This is a genomic window from Actibacterium lipolyticum (genome assembly GCF_900184935.1).
Classification (GTDB): domain Bacteria; phylum Pseudomonadota; class Alphaproteobacteria; order Rhodobacterales; family Rhodobacteraceae; genus Actibacterium_A; species Actibacterium_A lipolyticum.
Genome location: NZ_FXYE01000001.1, coordinates 511,972 through 535,162, shown reverse-complemented (window position 1 = coordinate 535,162; position 23,191 = coordinate 511,972). Strand labels below are relative to the sequence as shown.

The following is a 23,191-nucleotide window of genomic DNA, read 5'->3' as shown; positions in this document are numbered from 1 at the left end:
GCATGAAAATAGCAGACCTGGGCGATACCCGGATCCACTATCGCGAAGATGGCGACCCGCAGGGCGCGCCGATTGTCTTTTCCAACTCGCTTGGCACTGATCTGCGGCTGTGGGACGACGTGTTGCCGCTGCTGCCCTCCGGGTTGCGGATCATCCGGTACGACAAGCGCGGGCACGGCCTTTCGTCCTGCCCACCCGGCCCCTATTCGATGGGCAAGCTTGTAACCGATACCGAACGGCTGCTGGATCACCTGAACGTGCGCGATTGCGTTTTCGTCGGCCTTTCCATCGGTGGGATGATCGCGCAGGGGCTGGCTGTAAAGCGGCTTGATCAGGTTCGCGGGATGGTTCTTTCCAATACCGCCGCCAAGATCGGCACGGCTGAAATGTGGAACGACCGCATCGCCGCGATCAAGGCGGACGGGATCGAAAGCATCGCAGACGGCACCATGGAACGCTGGTTCGCCAAACCCTTCCGCGCCACGCCCGAGTTGGAACTGTGGCGCAATATGCTGATCCGCCAGCCGGTGGAAGGTTACACCGCCTGCTGCGCCGCGATTGCGGGCACCGATTTCTATACGCCCACATCGGGCCTGACTCTGCCAACGCTTGGCATTGTGGGCAGCGAAGATGGCGCCACCCCGCCTGATCTGGTGCGCGAAACGGTGGACCTGATCAAGGGGTCCAATTTCGAAATCATCCGCGGCACGGGCCACCTGCCCTGCGCAGAAAAGCCGGGCGAATTCGCCGCGCTGTTGAACAAATTCCTAAAGGAGATCGGCCATGTCTGAACGTTTTGACGACGGCATGAAAACCCGCCGCTCGGTTCTGGGCGACGCCCACGTAGACCGCGCCGAGGCGAACAAGACCGCATTCGACGAACCGTTCCAAACCTTCATCACCGAAGGGGCGTGGGGGTCTGTCTGGTCGCGCGACAACATCACAAAGCGCGAACGCTCGATGATCACCCTTGCGCTGTTGGCCGCCCTTGGTCAGTGGGACGAGGTCGCGATGCACACCCGCGCCACCGCCAACACCGGCGCCACGCCAGATGACGTGCGCGAGGCGATGATGCATGTGGCCGTCTATGCAGGCGTCCCGGCAGCAAACCACGCGCTGAAAATTATCAAGCAAACCTATAAGGAAATGGGGGTAGAGATATGACCGGCCCTAAAACCCTGCCTAAGGGCGAATTCTTTATGCGAGATCGGAACATCCATCCGCCCGCATACACGAAGGATTACAAGACCTCTGTCGCACGGTCCCCGCAATACGCGATGCTGTCGCTGGAAAACACGCGTTCGGAAATCACCGGGCCTGTGTTTGGGCACAACGACGTTGATGCCATCGATAACGACCTGATCAAGAACTACGCCAAAGAGAGCGATCCGATTGGCGAACGCATCATCGTGCATGGCCGCGTGTTGGATGAAAACGGCCGCCCTGTCCCGAATACCTTGGTTGAAATCTGGCAGGCAAACGCCGGAGGTCGGTATCGGCACAAGAAAGACATGTACCTTGCGCCGATTGACCCCAACTTTGGTGGCTGTGGCCGGACCGTGACAGACGAAGACGGGTACTATTTCTTCCGCACGATCAAACCCGGTGCATATCCGTGGCGCAACTGGGTCAACAGCTGGCGGCCCGCGCATATTCACGTGTCGGTCTTCGGGTCAGGGTTTGCGCAGCGCCTGATCACGCAGCTGTATTTTGAAGGCGACCCGTTGATCCCGCACTGCCCCATCGTGAAAACCATCCCCGATCAGGATGCGATTAACCGTCTGGTTGCTGCGCTTGATCTGAACGCCACCGTGCCACTGGATACGATTGCGTATAAGTTCGATATCGTCCTGCGCGGTCGCCGCTCCACCCTGTTTGAAAACCGTCTGGAAGGGAACTAAGCCATGGTACAATCGCTGAATTACCTGAAAGAGACATCGTCTCAAACGGCTGGCCCATACGTTCACATCGGCCTTGCGCCGGGGGCTGCGGGTTTTGACATTTACCGTGAAGAGCTGGGCTGGGACATTGCCGGGCCAAACGCCGCCGGCGAACGTATCCGCGTCGAAGGTCTGGTGATCGATGGCATGGGCGCGCCAGTGAAAGACGTGATGCTGGAAGCATGGCAGGCAAACGCCGCCGGTATCTATGCCCACCCCGAAGACCCACGCAACGCCGAGGTTGAAGACGGCTTTCGTGGTTGGGGCCGCATCATCACCGATTTCGAAACCGGTGTGTGGGGCTTTGACACGATCAAACCGGGCGCAACGCCGGGCCGCAATGGCAGCGTGCAGGCACCTCATATCAACCTGTGGATCGTCGCGCGCGGCATCAACATCGGCCTGAACACCCGCCTGTATTTTGAGGACGAGGCAGACGCGAACGCCAATGACCCCGTCATCAATCTGGTGGAACAGGTTGATCGCCGTGATACCCTTGTCGCGAAGCGGACCGAGGTTGACGGCAAGGTCGTTTACCGCTTTGACATCACCCTGCAGGGAGAGGGTGAGACCGTCTTCCTTGACATCTAAAGGGGGAAAGGCCGAATGGCGCGCATCGTTCTAGTCCACGGCGCATGGAACACCGCGGAATCGTGGCAATTCATTGTGCCATTGCTGCGCGATGCAGGGCATGACGTCACCGCCATCACTCTTCCCGGCCATGGCAACGATCCAACCCCACCCGCCGAGGTGGGGTTGAGCACTTATGCTACTTACGTCGCTGGCGTCCTGCGTGATGGGGAGCCTGCGTTTCTGGTGGGCCATTCAATGGGCGGCATGGTGATTTCCGCCGCTGCCGAACTTGCCCCCGAACAGGTACGCCGCCTGATCTACATCGCGGCCTTCATACCGCAAGACGGGCAATCGCTGTTGGACCTGATCAAAACACAAAGCGCTCTGGGCATCAGCAAAGCCGTTCAACGCGGCCCCGAAGGCGCAACCGTGCTGAACCCAGAGCTTGCAGCGGACGCTCTGTTTCAAGACGCCTCGCCCGAACTTCGCGATGCTGCCCTAAAGGGGCTGACCCATCAGCCAAACCGCGGTCAGATCGAACCGGCCCATGTCACGGCGGAACGGTTCGGCACCCTGCCCCGCAGCTATATCCTGTGCCTGCAAGACAGGACCGTCACGCCCGAATTGCAGCGCGCCATGCTGGCCGCCGCGCCGGGCACTGAAACCTATGAACTTGATTGCGGCCACGTCCCGCAACTGACCGCCGCACCACAACTTGCGGCCCTTCTGAACACCATCATATCCGAGGCATCATGACCAACCCCTGCATCATCTGCGTTGCCATCACCGGCTCTGTCCCCCGCAAGGAAAACAACCCCGCCGTGCCGATCACGGTGGAAGAGCAGATCGAAAGCACGCACGAGGCATTCGAGGCCGGCGCCTCTATCGCGCATTGCCACGTGCGCAACGACGATGAAACGCCCAGTTCAGACCCCGAAAAGTTTGCGCGTCTGAAAGAAGGCATCGAAAAGCATTGCCCCGGCATGATTGTCCAGCTTTCCACCGGCGGGCGTTCCGGCGCGGGCCACGAACGTGGCGGGATGCTTTCCCTTGCGCCCGATATGGCATCGCTTTCGGTTGGATCGAACAACTTTCCGACGCGGGTCTATGAAAACTCCCCCGATTTGGTGGACTGGCTGGCCAGCGAGATGCTGAAATACGACGTCAAGCCCGAGATCGAGGCATTCGACCTGTCCCACATCTTTCAGGCCGTGAAGCTGTCGGAAGATGGGCGCCTGAAAAAGCCGCTGTATGTTCAGTTCGTCATGGGCGTGAAAAACGCGATGCCCGTGGATAAAGAGGTGTTCGATTTCTACGTCAAAACCCTGAACCGCCTTGCGCCCGATGCGCAGTGGTGCGGTGCCGGTGTCGGCCCGAACCAGATCGTTTTGAACGAATGGTCTATTGCTGCGGGCGGGCATACCCGCACCGGGCTAGAAGATAACATGCGCCTTAACCGCGAAACGCTGGCCCCATCGAATGCGGCGCTGGTCAAACGTGCCGTTGAGCTGTGCGAAAAATACGAACGCCCCGTCGCAACATGGGTACAAGCCCGCGACATTCTTGGTTTGAAAGCAGTATAAGATGGCCGTTTCCCCTTTTGACAGCGGCCTCTACCGCGACCTGTTCCATGACGCCGAAATCGGCAAACTTTTCACCGACAGCGCCGAAGTTCGCGCCATGCTGCTGGTCGAAGGGGCGCTGGCCAAGGTGCAAGGCAAGCTGGGCGTGATCCCCGAAGAAAGCGCCGCCTTCATTCATCGCGCCACGCTTGAAATACAGATCGACCCGACCGGCCTTGCCGCTGAAACGGGCGAAAGCGCGGTGTGCATCCCCGCCTTGGTCAAAGCCTTTCGCAAAGCGATGGAAGCCCCAGAGCACGCGCAATACGCCCACTGGGGCGCCACCAGTCAGGACATCATCGACACTGGCCTGATCCTGCGGCTGCGTCAGGCGCTGACATTGATGGACGAACGGTTGGTTCGCATTCTGGCCCGGCTTGGCACGTTGGCTGAAACGCACGCCGATCTGCCGATGGCGGCGCGCACTTGGGGGCAGGTTGCAACGCCCACCTCGTTCGGTGCGGTTGTGGCCAGCTGGGGGCAGCCCTTGTTACGTCATCGCGAGCGACTGGCCGAACTGCGCCCACGCCTCTTGAACGTTAGCCTTGCAGGCGCGTCGGGCACTTTGTCTGCGATGGGCGATAAAGGCGCGGCCGTTCGGGCCGATCTTGCAGCAGCGCTTGGTCTGGGCGACCCCGGCGAAAGCTGGCATTCCACCCGCGACACGGTTGCCGAGCTTTCCGCGTGGATGACAGCAGTGGCTGGATCGCTTGCCAAAATGGGCGAAGATCTGTTGCTAATGTCGCAAACCGGGATTGGTGAGATCCGGTTGGGCCAAGGTGGCGGTTCATCCACCATGCCGCAAAAACAGAACCCGGTTGGCCCCGGCGTGATGGTGGCACTGGCCCGTCAAATGGTTGGGCTGAACGCCAACATGCAAACCGCCGCCCAACACCGCCAACAGCGCGACGGTGCGACATGGCTGGTCGAATGGATGAGCCTGCCGCAGATCACGATGGCCCTTGCCCGCGCCTTGGACGTGGCCGAAAGCCTTGCAACCACCATCACGCCCGTTGCGGACCGTATGGAGGCAGGCATCGACGACGGCCTTGGCCTGACCTACGCCGAGGCGCTTAGCTTTGCGCTGGCCGCGCAGATGCCTCGCCCTGATGCGCAAGCCGCCGTAAAGGCCCTGTGCAAAGAAGCGCAGGAAAGCCAGACGCCGCTGGCCCAACTTGCCAATCGTGAATGGCCGGGCACCGATTGGGCCGTGCTGTGCAGCCCTGCCGCACAAATGGGCGACGCCCCGCAGCAGGCGCATCGCTTTGCAGAGGCGGCAAAAGCACAGGCGTAAATTTCCGCTACGTAAATCAACTGGCCGCTTGTCAGCCTCCCTCATCCTTCGCAATCCTTGACGAAAATGAGGGAGAGCCTGCCATGGCAAAGATTCGCGCTGCCGTATGCCACGAATTCAACGCGCCGTTAGTCATCGAAGATGTCGAACTTCGTGCGCCCGAAACCGGCGAAGTTGAAGTCACGCTAGAGGCGTGCGCCATCTGCCATTCCGACATCTCGTATATTGACGGCGGCTGGGGCGGTGCCCTGCCTGCCGTTTATGGCCACGAGGCTGCAGGCCGGATCAGTGCGATTGGCGACGGGGTGACAGGATATGCCGTTGGCGATGCGGTTCTGGTGACCCTTATCCGGTCTTGCGGAACCTGCACCCCCTGCGCCACCGGCACGGCGGTACATTGCGACACGCCGTATGATCGCCAGAACGGCCCCCTGTCTGCGGCTGATGGGGGCGCGATGGAACACGGGCTGGCCTGCGGTGCTTTTGCCGAAAAGGCCGTTGTTCACCGCAGTCAGATCGCCAAACTGCCCGATGATATGTCGATGGAGGCTGCCTGCCTGATGGCCTGCGGTGTGATTACCGGCGTTGGCGCCGTGGTCAACACCGCACAAATTCGTCCGGGCCAGAACGTGGTTGTGATCGGTGCTGGCGGCGTTGGCCTGAACGCCATTCAGGGCGCGCGCATCGCGGGTGCGGGCCGGATCATCGCGGTGGATATGGTTCCCGAAAAGTTGGAAATCGCGAAAGAGTTCGGCGCGACCGACGGCATCTTGGCCACCGATCCCAAACCTTGGTCAGCCGCGCGCAAAATCACTGGGCGCGGGGCGGATGCTGTGTTCGTGACGGTCGGCGCGATCCAAGCCTATGACACCGCCACCCGCTATCTTGCACCCGGCGGGCGCATGGTGATGGTTGGCATGCCTCATTCCGGCGCGACGACATCCTATGAACCCGTCATCATCGCGGCGATGGGTCAAGAAATGGTCGGATCGTTGATGGGCGACACGGTGCTGTCACGCGACATTCCGTGGATGGTCGATCTGTACCAACAAGGGCGCCTGAAGCTGGACGAGCTGATTTCCGGCCGCTGGTCGTTGGATCAGATCAACGAAGCGATCGCCGATACGAAATCCGGCGCGGCCCGGCGCAACGTGATCTTGTTCAAATGAAACTGACGGATCTAGAGGTTTTCACCGTCGCGCCCCCTGCCCCCGGTTGGGGCGGGCGGTATTGGATTTTCGTCAAGCTGACCACTGACACCGGGGTCACCGGCTATGGCGAATGCTATGCCAGCTCCGTTGGCCCCAGGGCGATGAAGGCCGTGATCGAAGACGTCTTCACCCGTCACATGAAGGGCGAAAACCCCGAAAACATCGAACTGATGTTTCGCCGTGCCTATTCCGCCGGGTTCACACAGCGGCCTGACCTGACTGTGATCGGCGCGTTTTCCGGGCTGGAAATCGCCTGTTGGGATATTCTGGGCAAAGATCGCGACCGCCCGGTGTGGGCGCTTTTGGGTGGGCTGATGAACCCGCGGATACGGTCGTATTCATATATCTGGCCGTTGGCGCATCAAAAAACGCCGGACTTCTGGACTTCGCCCGACATGACCGCAGAGGCGGCCGCAGCAATGGTTGAACAGGGCTTTACTGCCGTGAAATTCGACCCGGCTGGCCCTTACACCATCCACGGCGGGCATGATCCGGCGATGTCCGACATCTCTCTCTCCGTCGCGTTCTGCAAGGCTATACGCGAGGCCGTGGGCGACAAGGCCGACCTGCTGTTCGGTACGCATGGCCAGTTTACGGTGGCTGGCGCGATCCGGCTGGGCCAAGCGTTGGAACCCTATGGCCCGCTTTGGTACGAAGAACCCATTCCCCCCGACAGCCCCCTTGATATGGCCGAGGTCGCCCGCAACGTGCGCATCCCCGTGGCCACCGGCGAACGCCTGACAACCAAGGCCGAATTCGCCACCCTGCTGCGCGTCGGCGGCGCGCGGATCCTGCAGCCCGCCTTGGGCCGCGCAGGTGGCATATGGGAGGCAAAGAAGATCGCCGCGCTGGCCGAAGGGTTCACCGCGCAGGTCGCACCGCATCTTTATGCCGGGCCTGTGGAATGGGCCGCAAACATCCACCTTGCCGCGTCTATCCCGAACCTGCTGATGGTGGAAACGATCGGCACCGGCGGCGACTTCCATCAACAGCTGATCGGCCATTCCATCACGTGGGACGAAGGGTTCATCCTCGCCCCCCAAGCGCCGGGCCTTGGCATCACCTTCGACGAAGATCTGGCGCGCGCCAACCCCTACACCGGAACGGCGCTACACTTAGAAATGCAGGAAGATCCTTGCGACTGGCGCAATGGCAATGCCTTTGAGGGCGGCGCGCCATCGCCCGAGTGAGATGCTGACAAAGGGGCAAGCCAAGCAGGCTTGTCCCGCGTTCGCGCCAACGCCAAGGGCCTTTTTCGTCTAGAGATGACTGACGCCGCCGCAGAACATGGAACGCCTTGATTTACGTCGGCCGGTTCAGCAATGCGCGCACGGCTGGCAGCCGTACAACGATCCGGGCTGTTACGGCCACCACCCTTGGTATGTCGGTGCGTTTTCTTGCATTGGCAGTGAAACCGGCAGTTCTGATTTTGCCGACTCGTAAACCGCGCTGACAAATTCGATTGATCGACGTGCCTCTTCAATGTTGACGAACGCTGTTTCCAAGCCGCGCATCGCGCGGAATACTTCGACCGCAAAGCCGACCTGACCCGCAGGGGGTGTGTCAACCTTGGCAAGAACGGCATCTACCTGATCTTGGGTGACGGGCGCGCGGGCGGTGAACGTCCATTCGCCTTCTGCAGGGCGGTAAGGTTCGGAACCACTTTCGGCTGTAACGCCGGCGAAACAAAACCGTAGCCTGCTTGTGTCTGTGCTGCCACCAAGGGTTACCGAACTGGTCGCAAGCGCCCCGTTTTCAAGTGCTATGGCCAAGGCCGCACAGTCCTCTACCTCGATGTCGTTCACACGGGTCGCGACGCGCGCGAATACTGATGAAACCGGGCCCATGATGAATGTCAGCAGATCATGCGCGTGAATGGCGTGGCCTAAGACTGCGCCGCCTTGTTCGCCCTGCCACGTACCCCGCCAATCAACCGAATAGTAATCCGCGCCGCGGTTCCAGTGCGTTTCAAGCGAAGCGACGAACGGACGCCCTGCTAGTCCACTATCGATCAGGGCGCGTAGCTGCGATATTCCCTTGCCAAAGCGATATTGGAATACCGGGAACACGGTGCGCCCCGTCTCGGTTGATATTGCGATCAGGCGGTCAACGTCGGCAACGCTGTTCGCGAGCGGCTTTTCGCAGATCACATCCTTGCCTGCACGCATGGCCCGCGCGGTGAAATCAAAGTGAAGATGCGGCGGCAAGCATATATCAATAAGCTCGACTTCTGGGTCCGCTAGCACCGCGTCGAAATCATCGGTGATACGTGACAAATGCGCGTCATCTACGAAGGCCTGCGCCCGCGCTCTATTCACATCGCAAATCGCGGCCACATCGTACATTTCGGGTAACTGCTGATAGGCGATATAGTGCTTTTGCCCAATCCCGGCACCGATGATCGCAACCTTGACCTTTTTCATGGCGCTTCCCCTTCGGCCAGCATTTGCGCCCGGATCGTTAGGTCCATGACACGGAATGTATGCGCCTGACTTACCGCGGTTTCGGTGCGGTTTCGTATGTCCGCACAAATGCGCGGGAAATAGGTCAAGGGCACCTCGCGGCAATCAATCATTTCGGCACCGTCTTGGTTCGCAAGCAAAAGCTGATCGCCACGGTTCCCGTTCGCAAGGTCAATGTATTTGCGCAGCTCAATGTAGCCCGCATCGCCAAGGATCGTCAGGCGCCCATCTCCCCACATGGGAAGCCCCTTTGGCGTGAACCAATCGACACGGACGTAACCATGGCCCTTGTTTCCTTCCAACACGACCTCGCCGAAATCCTGCACGCCGGGGTGTTGGGGCAGGCTTTTGTTCGCGACCATGGCGTGTTTGATTTTGGCCTCGGTTGAACCTGTAAAGAACAAGAACTGGTCGATCTGGTGCGACCCGATATCAGTCAGAATCCCGCCATAGCGAGGGCGTTCAAAAAACCAATCAGGCCGGGTGTGAAGGTTTTGCTTGTGTGGGCCCATACCGATCGTTTGGATCACATTGCCAATAGCACCCTGCGCAACCAGTTCTTCGGCCTTAGCGACGCATGGCACCTGAAAGCGTTCCGAAAAATTCACGGTCCAGATGCGCCCGGTCTGGGCGACTGTTTCCTGAATTTCCGCCAATTGGGCCAAGGTCGTGCATCCGGGCTTGTCGACCATGACATCTTTGCCAGCTTTCATCGCCTCAATCGCAAGCGCCGCGCGGTCTTCTGGCACGGCGGCAATCAGAACCATATCGACGTCTGGACCGTCTAGGATGGCGTTGCGGTCAGAAACCCTGACAAGGTCAGGATAGGTTTCTGTAAATTTATCAGTCAGCGCCCAATCGCGCTCAGTCCACCAGTGGGTGATGCTGCACCCTTGCGCGACCATGTTACCAAGCATGCCAAAGATATGCCCATGATCTACGCCAATTGCTGCCAGCTTAAGGCCGTTGCCAGTTGTCATGTTTGAAATACCTTTTTGATCGGGCTAACGCTGCCCGTGGTGCTTGATGTGGTGATCGCCTCGATCACTGCATGGACGGCAAGCGCGCTTTGGCCGCTTGCCGCGGGTGTGGCTCCGCTATCAATGCAATCAATGAAATCCGCGATGACCGCTTGGTGCCAATCCGAAGTAAACGCCATTGGGTCACCGCCTGCGCCAGTCGCGACGGCCGCCCCAATTGTATCGGTCTGACCGGTCCGCCAATTGACCGTTAATTCAGCCGATTTCAGCGTCACCGACGCATTGGCATAATGCAGAATGATTTCTTCGGTACGGCCGGGGTATGTCGCTGTTGATGCAACAAGGCTGCCCGCAGCGCCGTTTTCAAATGTCAGCCCTGCGCTTACGAAATCTTCGCTTTCCATGGTGTGAAACGTCGAGGTCCGGCGCATTGCCATGACCTCTTTGACGGGGCCAGTGAACTGAAGCGCAAGATCAAGCGTGTGTATCGCCTGACTGATCAGAACCCCACCGCCATCACGGGCAAGCGTCCCGCGCCCGGGTTCATCATAATAGGCCTGTTCGCGCCACCAAGGGACGTATATTTCGACCAGCCCCAGCGGCCCCAAATCACGCGCTTCCAGCAATTCGCGCAGCGCCTTCGCCGACGGACGAACGCGGTGTTGCAGCATGATGCCCAACGGAATATCCGCGCAAATCTCGACGAGTTCTTGCGCATTCGCGAACGTCCGTTCGATTGGTTTTTCCATCAGGATAGGAATACCCGCGCTGGCAAGCGGCCTCACAATCGAAACACGCGCATTCGGTGGGGTAATCACCACGGCCATGTCGGGCTTGGCGGCAATGACCTCCTCAAGGGTTTCATAGGCGCGCGCCGTTGGGAAATGCTTGGCGTGCTGCGCTAAGAACGCGCGGCCACTGTCGCCCGTCGATGCCAGCACCCCCGCCAACTGCATTTGATCCGAAAGATTGCGAAAACTCTCAACATAGGCAGAGGCAACCATGCCACAGCCGATCAATACGACGTTCTTCTTTGCAGCCATTTGGATCACCCTGTGTATTCAACTTAGCGTAATGCCACGCCCCTTTAGCATTGTTGGGATATCGACCGTGCTTCCGGTTTCGATCGACATGTTCGCGGCGATTCCGGTCAGTATCGACCAGCCGCCCGCAACATGGTCCGAGGCGCGATTGTATTGGTCGGGTTCCATGTTATCGGGATCAAAAATATAGCCCAACATCACCGGGTCAGCCCCGCCGTGGTGACCCTCGGCGGTTGGGACATCGATCTTTTGTGGTGGTTGGCCGGCGATGTGCAGTTCGGTCCAAACGGCGTCTTTGCCTGCATGGGCGCGTTCGCCACCAAAAACGCCGTGAACCTCGACGTGTTTATGTGTCAAATCGCCTTTGGTCCCTTGGAACTTGATCTCTAGGCCTTCCCATGGAGAATAGGCAGTCAGGGTGTAATTGACCGTGGCACCTGAGCCATAACGGATGTGCGCCTGCATCGTGTCTTCGATCCCGATTTCTTCGTCAAATACACATAGGTCGCGGTAATACCCGTCTTCGTGTTCAGCCTCGCGGTACAGCGCATGAAGCTGAGCGTCTTCGTCTAGGTTCAGTTCGAAATCACAACGATCAGCAACTTCACAAGTGGCGCAACGGGCACCGCGCTGTGCCAACCCCATGCTGAGCGCGGTTTCGGGCCGGTAAAACGCGCGGCGCCCAGACGCGGTTACCTGCGATGGAACCGCGCCTAGCCACCAATTTAACAAGTCAAAATGGTGCGTGGATTTATGCACCAACAACCCGCCTGAATTTTCCTTTTGACGATGCCAGCGGCGAAAATAATCTGCCCCGTGAACACGGTCTAGGTGCCAGCGAAAATCAACCGCGGTGACTTCGCCAATTTGGCCCGAGGCTATAATGTCTTTGACCTGAGTTCGCGCCGGCGAATAGCGATAGTTAAAGGTAACCCGCACCTGACGTCCCGTGCGTTTTTGAGCATCCGTAATTTGCTTTAGCGATGCCAAATCAATCGTCATCGGCTTTTCGCAAATCACGTCGCAGCCTGCTTCGAATGCACGCACGATATAGCTGGCGTGCAGAAAGTCGGGCGTCGTGACCACGACGGTATCGGGCTTTTGTTCAGCTATCATGGCATCGAAATCAGCGGCGTCATATGCCGCGACACCATTCGTGCCTTCGCGTGACGCGGCCTGCGCTGCAAGGCTAAGCCGGTGTGGATTGTTATCACACACCGCCACGATTTCATGTTTGTCAGGATAGTCATCCGTAACGCTGTCGCTAAACATCGAATGCCTAGACCCGCAGCCAACAATGGCTAGTTTCATGCGATTGCTTCCTCGTGTGTGAATGCGACGCGATCGCCATTATGGTCGAAAACATGCACATCGGACGTTTCAAAACCAAAGGTAATGGGCTGCCCCCGGACGTATTTTTCCTTGCCGCTGGTCTGCAACAACACCATCGCGCCTGATGGCAATTTGGCGTGTAACAAAATCTCGCTGCCCAGGTACTCAACCAGCGCTAATTCGGCCGTGACTTGTATTGATCCACCATCCAGCGCCAATGCTTCGGGGCGAATGCAGATCGTGACCGCGTCCACTGCACGCTCTAATCCGCTAACTTCGAAGTCTTCGAACTCAGGGGCGGATATGTGGATGCCATCTGCAACCTTTGATGCGGTTGCTTTGAACATATTGATCTTGGGCGACCCGATAAACCCAGCAACAAATAGGTTCGCCGGACGGGTATACAGTTCTTGGGGGGTCCCGACTTGTTCAATCGTGCCTTTGCGAAGAACAACAATCCGGCTGGCCATTGTCATGGCTTCGACCTGATCGTGGGTCACATAAATCATTGTCGTGCCCAGCTTGGCGTAAAGAGACGCAAGTTCGACACGCATTTGCACACGCAGCTCCGCATCAAGGTTCGATAGCGGCTCATCAAACAAGAACAGCTTTGGTTCGCGGACGATCGCGCGCCCAATCGCAACACGTTGCTTTTGCCCGCCGGACAGTTGGCGGGGTTTGCGTTCTAGAAGTTCTTCGATTTGCAATACACGGGCTGCTTCGTCGACGCGGCGGGCGACTTCGGCCTTGGTCATCTTCATGTTCTGCAATCCAAACGCGAGGTTCTTGCGCACGGACATGTGCGGATAAAGCGCGTAGGATTGGAAAACCATCGACAGTTCGCGTTTGGACGCAGGCAAATCATTAACGATGGTGTCTTCGATCGCGATCGTACCGTCGGTGATTTCCTCTAGCCCGGCGATCATCCGAAGCAATGTAGATTTGCCGCAGCCCGACGGACCGACAAGCACCAAAAACTCACCGTCATGAATATCAAGTTCAAGCCCCGACATCACCGATAGTCCACCGTAGGATTTGCCTACATCTCTAAGTGTTAAACCCGCCATATCTTGCGGCTCCTTATTTCATTCCCGAGGTGGCAATGCCGCGCACGATCAGTTTCTGGAAAGCGATGAAAAACACGATGACTGGCACAAGCGACAGGACCGACATTGCGAACATTTGCCCGAAAATCGATTGCCCTTCTTGATCAAGGAACAGTCGCAGCGCGAGAGGCACCGTGTAAGATTTGATGTCGTTCAGATAGATCAGCGGCGCGAGGAAATCCTCCCACACCCAGATCAGCGAAAAGATCGCAGCCGTGCCCATCGCGGGCAGCGACAAGGGAAGGATGATCACCCAATAGATTTTGTAAGGGGAACAGCCATCGATCATCGCGGCCTCGTCTAATTCGCGCGGCAACTGCCGGAAGAACTGAACCATCAAAAAGATAAAGAACGCGTCGGACGCCAAGAACCGTGGCACGACAAGCGGCAGATATGTATCCACCCACCCAAGGTTCAAAAACAGGACGTATTGCGGGATCAGAACAACGTGATACGGGATCATCAGCGTCATCATCATCAACGCAAAGAACAGGTTCTTGCCATTGAATTGAAGCCGCGCAAACGCATAGGCCGCGAACGAACACGACAGCAGGTTTCCGATCACCGAAAGCACGGTGACAATTGCCGAATTCATATAAAATACGGTGAACGACTTGGGCAGCGCGTTCCAGCCTTCGGTATAATTGTCCCAGTTGAATTCAGATGGCCAAAGCGTGAGCGTGCTGAAAATCTCGTTCTCTGGCTTAAGGGATGAGGCAAGCAACCAAAACAGCGGATAAAGCATCACAATCGACATGCCGATCAAGAAGATGTGCTTGTAGATCCGCGCACGGCGGGCCCGTCTTTTCTGGCCCAACCGGATTTCATGGGCGATCTGTGCGTTCTTGTCGCGAACGGCAGTATCAGTCGCGTTCGTTTTCATAGTGCACCCAATATTTAGAGGTAAAGAAGGTCACTGCCGTGAAGAAACCGATGATCAGCAACAAGACCCAAGCCAACGCAGACGCATAGCCCATGCGGAAGAACTTGAAGGCTTCGTTGAACAGATAGACGGTATAAAACAGCAAGCTGTCGGCCGGTGCGCCTGTCCCGTTCGAAATGATGAACGCGGATGAAAACGTCTTAAAGGCTTCGATCGTTTGCAGCACCAGATTGAAGAAAATCACAGGTGCCAACAAAGGTAAGGTTATTCGAAAAAACTGACGTGGCTTTGACGTTCCATCGATTTCGGCTGCCTCATACAGGTCGCGCGGAATGCCTCGCAAACCAGCAAGAAAAATCAGCATCGGCGAACCGAACTGCCACATGGCAAGCACAACAAGCGTATAGAGCGAGGTATCAGGGTCCGAAATCCAGGCAGCCCCTTCGATGCCGAACTTGGCCAGAACCTGATTAACGACACCGTCCGCAGCAAAAAGTTGGCGCCACAAAATCGCGATGGCGATAGACGATCCCAGCAGCGACGGAAGATAGAAAATCGCGCGGTAGAGACCGATGGTGCGCAGCCCCTTATCCAACAGCATCGCAACACCCAAGGCCATCGCCAGCCGGGCAGGAACCGCAAGTGCGACATAGGTAAAGGTGACTTCTAGCGCCTTCCAAAAACGCCGGTCGCGTTCGAACATATATTCATAGTTATCAAGCCCAACCCAGCGCGGATCAGCGACCATGTCATAGCGCGTAAACGATAGATATAACGACGCCAGAATTGGCCCAAGAGCCAACAGAAAAAACCCTATAAACCAGGGCGTTAGAAATACGTACGCGGGCGCATTTCGTTTGAAAAATCTCTTCATATTGCGTGGCTCAACGGCAAAAGGGTGTCGACCCTAAACCTGTTAGGGTCGACCTTTGGGTCGGATCGATTACCGTGCGCGATCGACGATGGATTGGGCATCTTCGATAAAGATACCCGCAGCCTCGGCCGCATCCATATTGCCCAGCACGACGTCCGTGCCGATCCGCATAAATGCGTCACGAACTTCGCCTGCACCTTTGGGCGCGGGCACCGGCAATGGGCCAACCTTGTCTTGGATCGCGTTAAAGTAATCAACCGAGAGCTTTTCAGGTGGGGTAAAGCCCGGAGCGAGCGCTTCGCGAACCACTGGGTTGGCAGGGATGCCGCGTTCAAGACCCAAGATCGCGGTCGCTTCTGGGTTATTGATCCAGTCGTTCATGTACATGATCGCTGCCTCAACATCCTTGGCATCGCGCGTCAGCGACATGAACATCGATGGCTTGATGAACTGGCCCCAGCCAGTGCCGCCTTCTTTGTGGGCAACCATTGCAGCGCCGATGGTGTCGGTGACCAAACCCTGAACGGCGACCAGCTGGTTTGACCAACAAGGTGACATCGCGCTTTCACCTGTTACGAGCCCCCATTCCGACATCGGTTTGTCCAGAATAACGGTGTGGTTCTTATCCATGACGATGCCCGCATCGCGCATGTCACCCCAATATGCCCAGTAACCGGCGACGTCGTCGGCAGTTGCAGTCACATTGCCGTCGGCGTCATAGAAATCACGTCCCTCTTGGCGGGCCCATGCCTCCATGTATTCGATCATGAGTGAGAAATCGTCGGCGCCTTTTGCATTGGTATTGGTGGCAACCTGTTCGCAAGCGTCAGCAAATTCCGCGCGTGTCCAGTTGATGACATCGGCGTCGATGCCTGCTTCTTCAAACAGCCGCGTGTTGAATGGCACGACCTGAGAGTTGGAGCCGATGTTCAGCGCGTAAAGCTTGCCATCGACCACACCACCAGACAGTGGGCCAGCGTCAAAGTTAGACAGATCAAGACCGTTGCCAATGTGATCGTCCAACGGCTGCAAAGCGCCACGGCGGACATATTCGAACAGGAAACGGTAATCCATCTGGACCAAGTCGGCCATATTGCGACCCGCAGTCTGCGTCGCCATCTTTGTCCAGTAATCACCCCAACCGATCGTTTCACCAGAAACTTCGACGCCACTGTGGTTCTTCTGGAACACGTCGATTACTTCAAACGTGCGGCGGTCGCGTTCAGGGTTCCCCCACCAAAAATGGCGGATCGTGCGGTCTGCGGCCATTGCAGGCAATGCGGGCAACGCAGATGCCGCTGCCGCACCACCAATTGTTCCAAGCGCTTGGCGCCTTGTCATTTTAGTCATTTTTTCCTCCCTTGGTCCCGACCAAAAAGCCGGAATATCTTCGTTCGTTTTCGCGTGCCCCGCGTTAAATCGCCGGGTCATTATGTGATTATTAAATGTATGTTCTGAGGTATTCGGACAGGCACAGCATCGCCATCGACTGGCCATAGGGCATCGACGTCAGCGGTATCTGTTTGTAGAAATCCATGTCGTGGCCCATTGCGGTACCAAAAGACACATTCAGCAATTCGCCATCGTCGCTGATGTTTTGAACAACAGCTTTTACGGCGTTTTCAGCAACCTCGGCATAGCTGTCGTCGAGATACCGCAGTCGCACCGCCTTTAGCAGGCCATAGGCGAACCCGGCGGTCGCCGACGCCTCAACATAGCTTGATGGATCGTCTAACAACGTGTGCCACATGCCCGACTTTTCGTCCTGCATCTGCTTTAGTGCAGCGGCCTGACGGCGCAGCGTTGAAAGCAAATGTGCGCGGATCGGGTCGCCTTCTTTCAAATCAAGCATGTCGATGAATTCGGGGATCGCGATGGTCGCCCAGCTGTTACCGCGCGCCCACAATGCGTTGGCAAAGTTATGGTTGCCCTCAAATGTCCAGCCGTGGAACCAAAGCCCGGTTTTGCTATCCATCAAATACTGAATGTGCGTCAAAAACTGGAACTTTGCTTCCTCGACATACTCGGGGCGATCCAGCACCAGACCAATTTTCGCGAGCGGCAGTACGCTCATCATCAGGGTATCATCCCACATCTGCCCAGGGTTTACGCTGTTGTAGGTGATATGCTGCAGCCCGCCTTCTTGGACGCGCGGCATTTCATACATGATCCAATCGGCCCACTGTTCCAGATATGGGCGCCACTCACTGTTCGCCTCGGCCTCGTAAAGACAGGCCAGCGTCAGAAAAGGGGCGACTGTGTTGATGTTCTTTGTGGGGGTGCCTTCAGACAGACGGTCCGCAAACCATCCATCGATGATGGATTTCGCGGTTGGGTTGCTTGTCTGCTGGAAATACTTGAGCAGGCCATACAAGCCGATGCCATGGGTCCATTCCCAACCGGCCCACCCTTTGGTGTCAATTTCGCGGCCATCCTCAAGCTTCAGAATGAACTCTCCGGTGTCGTCCGAAATGTTGATCAAATTGTCTGCCAACACATCGATCAGCCCACAAACATCAGCACGGCTAACAAAGTGTTTTTTCTGTCGGAGAAGTGGGTGCATTCCGCTTGAAGTCCCTGGTGTAAAATTTTTGAAACGTCATTCCAAAATATTCTGCGCATAGGTTTGGAAAAATATCAACATTAATATAACAGTTTTTACCGATCCTATTTTATTGCAATTTCAATAGGTTGCACTTATTGTCGAAAAAGTCCGCGAACGGGTTTTTAAATTTCCGAAACGACGTTCCGAAAAATTAGGTATGCTAAATGGCGAATTCTGAACACAAAACCGAGAACGTAGCCGCAGTACTCAAGGTCTTTTCTGTGCTCGAATCACTGGTCGAAAACCGGCGTGCGACGCTTGCGGATTTGGCCAATCTAGCCATGACATCGAAGGCGACGACCCATCGACTTTTGAACACCATGATTGAATTGGGCTACGTCGAAAAAGACGACGACACCGAACGCTATGGCCTTACCTTGAAATTGTTCAGCCTCGGCGCACGCTCTATCCAAGACCGATCTGATCTGCTTTGGGCCGCAGACCGTGTCATGGCAAAGCTATCGCGCCTAACCGGTGAATCCATCAATTTAGGGATCATGGATAATACCGAAGAAAAGGTCGTCTATACGCATAAGTATGACAGCCATTACAATCTTTCGATGCAATCGACATTGGGCAAACGCAACCCGCTGCATTCGACGTCATTGGGGAAGGCGCTTTTGGCATGGCGCGACCCAAAAGAGATTGAAGAACGTATCTCGCGTATGGCGTTCGAAGTTTCCGCACCCAACACCATCACCGACAAAGAAACATTGCTGAATGATCTAGCGATCACGAAAGAGCGTGGATACGCCGAAGAAATCGAAGAAAGCGAAGCGGGGGTACGGTGCCTTGCGGTGCCAATCTTCGACCACCTAGGTCGCCCTGTCGCCGCAATGTCGATCGCGTTTCCGCTGTTTCGGTTCAGTGAAGAACGCAAACCCGAAATCGTTCGGACAATTTTGGAGTTGGGCAAAGAGGCGTCAGACTCACTCGGGTATGTGCCACTTGATAGGTCATGAGGCTGAGTATGGATTGGCTTGATCGGCTGACGCTCCCTGCACCCAGTCGCAAATGACAACCGATGGTCAGAGACTGATTTGCTGCGTCTAGCCTATGAAAACTGGCGATCCCGCGAGGACTCGAACCCCGAACCTGCTGATTAGAAGTCAGCTGCTCTATCCAGTTGAGCTACGGGACCGCTGATGTGGGTTTTGCGTGAGCTGCCCCGTAAAGGCAAGCCTTCAGTGCGTCCAAACCGCCCGGCGATTTGGGGCAAAGTTTTCGGCATAACCATTCGCGCGAATGTTGGGCTTGCGCGTCTTCGGTTCGAACACCAGCGCGTCGATCCCGTGTTCTTGAGCGTAATCGAGAGCAGCTTCTTTGGTATCGAAACGCAGCTTAACCTGAGCCTGAGTGTCAGACGAGCTTGTCCACCCCATCAGCGGGTCCACTTCGCGCGCGCTGGCGGGTGCAAACTCCAGAACCCAGTGGTGGGTTTTGGCCGTGCCAGACTGCATCGCGGTTTTTGCGGGCTGATAGATACGGGCCTGCTGCATGCTCGGTGACTCCTTCGAACTTCGTGTGCTTATCGCAATAAATGCACCGCTTGTGCAAGAGGCAGGAACAGTATCGCAGGCTGCGCACGACCAACTGCGGCGAAATACTTTACGCTTTCGTCAAGATGTTAATTTTCCGCAGGCCAGCCTCTGCCGATGCTAGACTAATTTTTACCCGATGCGCGCATGCAAAGCGCCCCTTCGCACAAAAGCTTTGCCGCAAGACGCCGACGCCTTGCGGGAATCACTCTGACGGACGAATTGTCGGGGTCGGCCCTTGGCTCAAGCCAACCGGGCGGCGGCGACACCGTCAACAAAATGTAAGGGAAATAACAAGTTACTGGTTGTTCAAGCCGAGATTGCCGATCAAGGCTGGTGGTGCGAGGGGGTGGGTGGTGCGGCCCCGATCGGCAATCTGGTCTGCTGCTTGCCTGATAAGACTACGCTCGCCTTTAAGCTGTGGCAATAAAAATATTCACTTATATGGCGAGTATTTGCCGATAATCGTCTACATCTCATAAAGCTTCGTTTAACCACTGCACTTGAATGGGAACAAAAACAGATCAAATGTAGGGTTCGACAAAGGAATCACCCCATGCCTTATGCCAATTCCGACAAGTCCCTTCCAATGATGGACGCGCCCGCCGCCGACGTGCGGTCGCGGCCCAAGCTTGAGGGTGGAAAACGCTTTGTCATGCACACAGATTTTTCGCCCGCCGGTGACCAGCCTACCGCGATCGCAGAGCTAAGCGAAGGCGTGCGAAACGGTGATCGCGATCAAGTTTTGCTGGGCGCGACGGGCACCGGGAAAACCTTCACCATGGCGAAGGTCATCGAAGAAACGCAGCGCCCGGCGATCATCTTGGCACCGAACAAAACCTTGGCTGCGCAGTTGTACGGCGAATTTAAGGGTTTTTTCCCCGACAACGCCGTCGAATATTTCGTGTCCTTCTATGACTACTATCAGCCAGAGGCCTACGTCGCGCGGTCTGACACGTATATTGAGAAGGAATCCCAGATCAACGAACAGATCGACCGGATGCGCCATTCGGCCACGCGGGCGCTTTTGGAACGGGACGACGTTATTATCATCGCCTCGGTCAGCTGTATTTACGGCATCGGTTCGGTCGAAACCTATGGCGCGATGACGCAAGACTTGATCGCTGGGAATGAATACGACCAGCGCACGGTCATGGCCGATCTGATCGCCCAGCAATACCGCCGCAACGACGCGGGCTTCCAACGGGGCAGCTTTCGCGTCCGCGGTGATGTTCTGGAGCTGTGGCCCGCCCACCTTGATGACCGTGCTTGGCGGCTGTCATTCTTCGGCGAAGAGCTGGAATCGATCACCGAATTCGACCCGCTTACCGGTGAAAAGACCGACACGTTTGACCGGATCAGGGTCTATGCGAACTCACACTACGTCACGCCCAAGCCGACGATGAAACAGGCGATTGTCAGCATCAAGAAAGAGCTGAAAACCCGGCTGGATCAGATGGTTCAAGAAGGCAAACTGCTGGAAGCGCAGCGGCTGGAACAGCGCACCAATTTCGATCTGGAGATGCTAGAGGCAACGGGCGTCTGCAACGGCATCGAAAACTATTCCCGCTATCTGACGGGCCGCGCACCGGGTGAACCGCCCCCCACCCTGTTCGAATTCATCCCCGACAATGCGATTGTCTTTGCCGATGAATCCCACGTTTCGGTTCCGCAAATCGGCGGGATGTATAAGGGCGATTACCGCCGAAAATTTACGCTGGCCGAACACGGGTTCCGCCTGCCGTCCTGCATGGATAACCGCCCGCTGAAGTTCGAAGAATGGGACGCGATGCGCCCTCAGTCGGTGTTCGTATCCGCCACCCCCGCCGCGTGGGAGCTGGAACAATCCGGCGGCGTGTTTACCGAACAGGTGATCCGCCCCACCGGCCTGTTGGACCCGATGGTGGAAATCCGCCCGGTTCAGATGCAAGTCGACGATCTGCTGGATGAAATCCGCAAAGTTACGGCTGATGGTTTCCGCACTTTGGTCACGACCCTGACCAAACGCATGGCCGAAGATCTGACCGAATACCTGCACGAACAGGGGATCAAGGTCCGCTATATGCACTCCGACATCGACACGTTGGAACGGATCGAGATTTTGCGCGATCTGCGCCTTGGTGCGTTCGACGTGCTGATCGGCATCAACCTGTTGCGCGAAGGTTTGGACATTCCCGAATGCGGACTGGTCGCCATTCTGGACGCGGATAAAGAGGGGTTCTTACGCTCTGAAACGTCCCTGATCCAAACCATCGGCCGTGCGGCGCGAAACGCCGAAGGGCGCGTGATCATGTACGCCGACCGGATCACTGGCAGCATGGAACGCGCGATGCGCGAAACCGACCGCCGCCGTGAAAAGCAGGTCGCCTATAACGAAGAACACGGCATCACCCCGGCGACCGTGAAAAAGAACGTCGAGGATATCTTGTCCGGCCTCTACAAGGGCGACGCAGATATGAACCGCGTGACAGCCACGATCGACAAACCGATGCACGGCGCCAACCTAGAGGCGCATCTGGACGGCCTGCGCGCCGAAATGCGCAAAGCGGCCGAGAATCTAGAATTCGAAGAAGCCGCCCGCCTGCGGGACGAAGTCAAACGGCTGGAGGCAGTGGACCTTGCCATCTCTGACGACCCGCTGGCACGTCAATCGGCGGTGGAAGCCGCAAGCGATGCGGCGGTGAAGGCCAAGGGACGTTCCACAGCAGGAAGGCCGGGGCAACGTGGTGGTGTTAAGAGGCGGGGGAGATAGCTATCTCACCTCGCAGAAACCATAATACTGCGATGGGAGTTCGTACCCTTCTCCGCCCGTCGTTCGCGAATGAACCGCAGCCTTTTCTCCCTGGCGAAAACCGTAGACGGCCGTTGTCTGCACAGTGCCGTTCGGTGTGATTTCCACGAAAGTTACTCTATTGTCACCCCAAATAGGGATAACATTGGCAGCGCCATTATTGCCAATCATCTGAGCTGTTTCCGCTCTCACCTCTGAAACAAAACGAATTGTGAAATCTTTCTCCGCTCTCTCATCGATCTGAATGCCAAACTCTCTTGAGATATTCGCGGCTACACTTCTGTCGAAACTGCAGACAAATGAGAGAGGATCTGCGGCGGCAATTTGTGGAAACAGACCAATCACCAATGAGAAAACAAGTTTTCTAAGAACGAGCATTTGCACAAACTCCAATCCTACAAGCATTAAGTTGCGTATTTTTTAGTTCAACCACCTGTAGACGACCGGTGCATTGACATCAAAACATCCTAGGATGCCCATTTGCCGCCCTAAGGCCGCACGAATTTCGCCCCGCCTACACTGCGCACTCGGTTGTCCTGCTCCGGCGCGGGGAAGCGGGTTTCGGTTCCGCAGGCCACTCCGTCACCCTCGGGGTCGTTACGGGGGTGATAGCCCAGTTCGCCTTCCTGCGCGGGGGCAAGGCCCATGGCCGCCGCTGGCCCGCATCCGACCATCGCAACAAGATGGCGCAGCGCGTCTTCAGAGCCATAGTCGCTGGTACGGATATAGGCCGACAGGGCGATGCCTGCCGCGACCACCGGGACCAAAACCAATCTTTTCAGAATACGGATGGGCGACAACGCGTCTTTGCGCAAAGCCTCGGCCCGGCGCGCACGATTTGCGCGTCGCCCAGTTTGCCGCGGGTGGCTGCTGTTTTCTTCCTGCACCATATCCTATGGATACCGCCTGAACATGGCGGGTCAATGGCATCCGCCGC

23 protein-coding genes and 1 tRNA gene are annotated in these 23,191 nt (G+C 56.9%); 11 read left to right on the top strand and 13 right to left on the bottom strand.

The features are described from left to right. Positions 1-2 precede the first annotated feature (2 nt). The 9 genes from pcaD to COL8621_RS02605 all read left to right on the top strand — a co-directional run bounded on the left by pcaD (position 3) and on the right by COL8621_RS02605 (position 7,830). Entirely contained in the window at positions 3-791 is a 789-nt protein-coding gene (gene pcaD / locus COL8621_RS02645; protein ID WP_093965774.1) for a 3-oxoadipate enol-lactonase, read from the top strand. Then, entirely contained in the window at positions 784-1,164 is a 381-nt protein-coding gene (gene pcaC, locus COL8621_RS02640; RefSeq protein ID WP_093965773.1) for a 4-carboxymuconolactone decarboxylase, read from the top strand. The genes pcaD and pcaC overlap by 8 nt, the downstream gene beginning before the upstream one ends. Further along, positions 1,161-1,901 (top strand): protocatechuate 3,4-dioxygenase subunit beta, encoded by a 741-nt coding sequence (gene pcaH, locus COL8621_RS02635; protein WP_176438418.1) that lies wholly within the window; start codon positions 1,161-1,163, stop codon positions 1,899-1,901. The genes pcaC and pcaH overlap by 4 nt, the downstream gene beginning before the upstream one ends. A gap of 3 nt (positions 1,902-1,904) precedes the next feature. After that, complete coding sequence (gene pcaG, locus COL8621_RS02630; protein WP_093965772.1) at positions 1,905-2,531, top strand: protocatechuate 3,4-dioxygenase subunit alpha; 627 nt, start codon at positions 1,905-1,907, stop codon at positions 2,529-2,531. Positions 2,532-2,546: 15 nt separating this feature from the next. Beyond that, positions 2,547-3,269, top strand: coding sequence for an alpha/beta fold hydrolase (locus tag COL8621_RS02625; protein WP_093965771.1), 723 nt, complete (start codon positions 2,547-2,549; stop codon positions 3,267-3,269). Beyond that, positions 3,266-4,096, top strand: coding sequence for a 3-oxoadipate:acetyl-CoA acetyltransferase (locus COL8621_RS02620; RefSeq protein ID WP_093965770.1), 831 nt, complete (start codon positions 3,266-3,268; stop codon positions 4,094-4,096). The genes COL8621_RS02625 and COL8621_RS02620 overlap by 4 nt, the downstream gene beginning before the upstream one ends. 1 nt (position 4,097) lies before the next feature. After that, a complete protein-coding gene (locus COL8621_RS02615; RefSeq protein WP_093965769.1) occupies positions 4,098-5,429 on the top strand; it encodes a class-II fumarase/aspartase family protein in 1,332 nt (443 codons plus the stop codon). Positions 5,430-5,512: 83 nt separating this feature from the next. Next, complete coding sequence (locus tag COL8621_RS02610; protein WP_093965768.1) at positions 5,513-6,598, top strand: Zn-dependent alcohol dehydrogenase; 1,086 nt, start codon at positions 5,513-5,515, stop codon at positions 6,596-6,598. Then, positions 6,595-7,830: a mandelate racemase/muconate lactonizing enzyme family protein gene (locus COL8621_RS02605; RefSeq protein WP_093965767.1), complete on the top strand. Its 1,236-nt coding sequence runs from the start codon at positions 6,595-6,597 to the stop codon at positions 7,828-7,830. The genes COL8621_RS02610 and COL8621_RS02605 overlap by 4 nt, the downstream gene beginning before the upstream one ends. 171 nt (positions 7,831-8,001) lie before the next feature. Here COL8621_RS02605 and COL8621_RS02600 read toward each other — a convergent pair whose 3' ends face one another. The 9 genes from COL8621_RS02600 to bglB form a co-directional block, all read right to left on the bottom strand. Further along, positions 8,002-9,063 carry a Gfo/Idh/MocA family protein gene (locus tag COL8621_RS02600; RefSeq protein WP_093965766.1) on the bottom strand — a complete coding sequence of 354 codons (1,062 nt, stop codon included), beginning with the start codon at positions 9,061-9,063 and terminating at the stop codon, positions 8,002-8,004. Continuing rightward, complete coding sequence (locus tag COL8621_RS02595; protein WP_093965765.1) at positions 9,060-10,082, bottom strand: Gfo/Idh/MocA family protein; 1,023 nt, start codon at positions 10,080-10,082, stop codon at positions 9,060-9,062. Before COL8621_RS02595 ends, COL8621_RS02600 begins: the two co-directional genes overlap by 4 nt. Then, on the bottom strand, positions 10,079-11,125 hold the full coding sequence (locus COL8621_RS02590) for a Gfo/Idh/MocA family protein (RefSeq protein ID WP_093965764.1): 1,047 nt from the start codon (positions 11,123-11,125) through the stop codon (positions 10,079-10,081). The genes COL8621_RS02595 and COL8621_RS02590 overlap by 4 nt, the downstream gene beginning before the upstream one ends. A gap of 18 nt (positions 11,126-11,143) precedes the next feature. After that, on the bottom strand, positions 11,144-12,436 hold the full coding sequence (locus COL8621_RS02585; protein ID WP_093965763.1) for a Gfo/Idh/MocA family protein: 1,293 nt from the start codon (positions 12,434-12,436) through the stop codon (positions 11,144-11,146). Next, positions 12,433-13,524 (bottom strand): ABC transporter ATP-binding protein, encoded by a 1,092-nt coding sequence (locus tag COL8621_RS02580; RefSeq protein WP_093965762.1) that lies wholly within the window; start codon positions 13,522-13,524, stop codon positions 12,433-12,435. The genes COL8621_RS02585 and COL8621_RS02580 overlap by 4 nt, the downstream gene beginning before the upstream one ends. A gap of 13 nt (positions 13,525-13,537) precedes the next feature. Then, positions 13,538-14,446, bottom strand: coding sequence for a carbohydrate ABC transporter permease (locus COL8621_RS02575; RefSeq protein ID WP_093965761.1), 909 nt, complete (start codon positions 14,444-14,446; stop codon positions 13,538-13,540). After that, complete coding sequence (locus COL8621_RS02570) at positions 14,427-15,248, bottom strand: carbohydrate ABC transporter permease (RefSeq protein WP_235823710.1); 822 nt, start codon at positions 15,246-15,248, stop codon at positions 14,427-14,429. The genes COL8621_RS02575 and COL8621_RS02570 overlap by 20 nt, the downstream gene beginning before the upstream one ends. Positions 15,249-15,389: 141 nt before the next feature. Beyond that, a complete protein-coding gene (locus tag COL8621_RS02565) occupies positions 15,390-16,670 on the bottom strand; it encodes an ABC transporter substrate-binding protein (RefSeq protein ID WP_093965759.1) in 1,281 nt (426 codons plus the stop codon). Positions 16,671-16,761: 91 nt separating this feature from the next. Next, entirely contained in the window at positions 16,762-17,883 is a 1,122-nt protein-coding gene (bglB, locus tag COL8621_RS02560; protein WP_093965758.1) for a beta-galactosidase BglB, read from the bottom strand. Between the two features lie 206 nt (positions 17,884-18,089). Here bglB and kdgR point away from each other — a divergent pair, with 206 nt between their 5' ends. Next, positions 18,090-18,887, top strand: a complete 798-nt coding sequence (kdgR, locus tag COL8621_RS02555) for a DNA-binding transcriptional regulator KdgR (protein ID WP_093965757.1) — start codon at positions 18,090-18,092, stop codon at positions 18,885-18,887. A 102-nt stretch (positions 18,888-18,989) separates the two neighbouring features. On the opposite strand, the gene COL8621_RS02550 is transcribed toward kdgR, so the two are convergent. Together COL8621_RS02550 and COL8621_RS02545 are read right to left on the bottom strand one after the other, a co-directional pair. Beyond that, positions 18,990-19,066: transfer RNA gene (locus COL8621_RS02550), tRNA-Arg, on the bottom strand. Positions 19,067-19,109: 43 nt separating this feature from the next. Continuing rightward, positions 19,110-19,424 carry an ETC complex I subunit gene (locus COL8621_RS02545; protein ID WP_093965756.1) on the bottom strand — a complete coding sequence of 105 codons (315 nt, stop codon included), beginning with the start codon at positions 19,422-19,424 and terminating at the stop codon, positions 19,110-19,112. Between the two features lie 595 nt (positions 19,425-20,019). On the opposite strand from COL8621_RS02545, the gene uvrB reads away from it, so the two are divergent. Next, positions 20,020-22,215 (top strand): excinuclease ABC subunit UvrB, encoded by a 2,196-nt coding sequence (gene uvrB, locus COL8621_RS02540; RefSeq protein ID WP_093965755.1) that lies wholly within the window; start codon positions 20,020-20,022, stop codon positions 22,213-22,215. Here uvrB and COL8621_RS02535 read toward each other — a convergent pair whose 3' ends face one another. Together COL8621_RS02535 and COL8621_RS02530 are read right to left on the bottom strand one after the other, a co-directional pair. After that, complete coding sequence (locus COL8621_RS02535) at positions 22,216-22,638, bottom strand: hypothetical protein (RefSeq protein WP_141137808.1); 423 nt, start codon at positions 22,636-22,638, stop codon at positions 22,216-22,218. Between the two features lie 104 nt (positions 22,639-22,742). After that, positions 22,743-23,144: an excalibur calcium-binding domain-containing protein gene (locus tag COL8621_RS02530; RefSeq protein ID WP_093965753.1), complete on the bottom strand. Its 402-nt coding sequence runs from the start codon at positions 23,142-23,144 to the stop codon at positions 22,743-22,745. Positions 23,145-23,191: the final 47 nt, after the last annotated feature.